Source organism: Flammeovirga agarivorans (genome assembly GCF_012641475.1).
In the GTDB taxonomy this organism is placed as follows: Bacteria; Bacteroidota; Bacteroidia; order Cytophagales; family Flammeovirgaceae; genus Flammeovirga; species Flammeovirga agarivorans.
This window is the reverse complement of record NZ_JABAIL010000054.1, coordinates 1-998: the sequence shown is the minus strand read 5'-3', so window position 1 is coordinate 998 and position 998 is coordinate 1. Positions and strand designations below refer to the sequence as shown.

At 39.4% G+C, this 998-nt stretch carries 1 protein-coding gene; it reads left to right on the top strand.

Features of this window, described 5'->3' with window-relative positions; all coding sequences use genetic code 11:
* The coding region (locus tag HGP29_RS28190; protein WP_211093450.1) for a right-handed parallel beta-helix repeat-containing protein at nt 1–998 on the top strand (998 nt) is incomplete at both ends.

Genomic DNA, 998 nt, shown 5'->3' with positions numbered 1-998 from the left:
TTAGGTAAAGTAAATGCCTTACCAATAGAGAATATTACGAACAGTAAAGACCTGACTAACGATGTTTATGACCTTCAGTTATCATCAGAATTAGTAGATTTGGCCGGAGCTGTAAAGGTTCTAACGATTGGAGACAGAAGTGCCGCATTAGATTTTGCAGCAGGAAGTACAATCAGTGAAGATGCTTTAGGATTACCAAGAAAAGAGACGCCAGATGCAGGTGCTTATGAGGGAGAGAAGAAAGCTTTTGATCCTGTCAATACCGTATTCAATACAACGACATCAACACAATATTATACGCTTCAAGAAGCGATTGATGATGCATCTGCGGAAGATGTAATTACCATCAATGGTACGCATAAAGAACAAATTGCAATCACAAAATCGTTGACAATCCAAGGCGATGATGCTTCAGAAGATATTCTAGAAGGTTTAGCCAATCAGGTGATTAATAATGGCTCAGTGATCCAAGTTTCAGGCGGTGATATAGACGTTAATTTTAATCATTTCACTGTAACAGGTGGAGACGCAGCTGGAAACGGTGGTGGAGTAAATATTTTAGACGTTACAGGTCTAGTTTCTTTTGCTGATATGACGATAAGTGGTAACACAACATCAACAGGTCATGGTGGCGGTATCTCAGCTGTTGGTAGTGATGTAGAGATTGTAAATACGACAATTGAAAACAATACAACACAAGCTACCACCGAAAGATTTGGCGGTGGTCTTTTTATCGCACCAGGTTTAAGCTTAGCAGAAGGAGCCACTGTAACAGTAAAGAAAACGACATTTAATAATAATACATCAGCAAAATCAGGTGGAGCCATTGGTATTGAAGGAAGATACAAGAATGGTAACCCGGTAGCGTTAGTATTAGAAAACGTAACGGTCTTTGGGAACACTGCAGGCAATGGTGGAGCCATCTTTACAAAAGCCGCAGATTTAGCCACTGATAATACACAATCGAATATTTCATTAGTTGTAGATCATAGTACAAT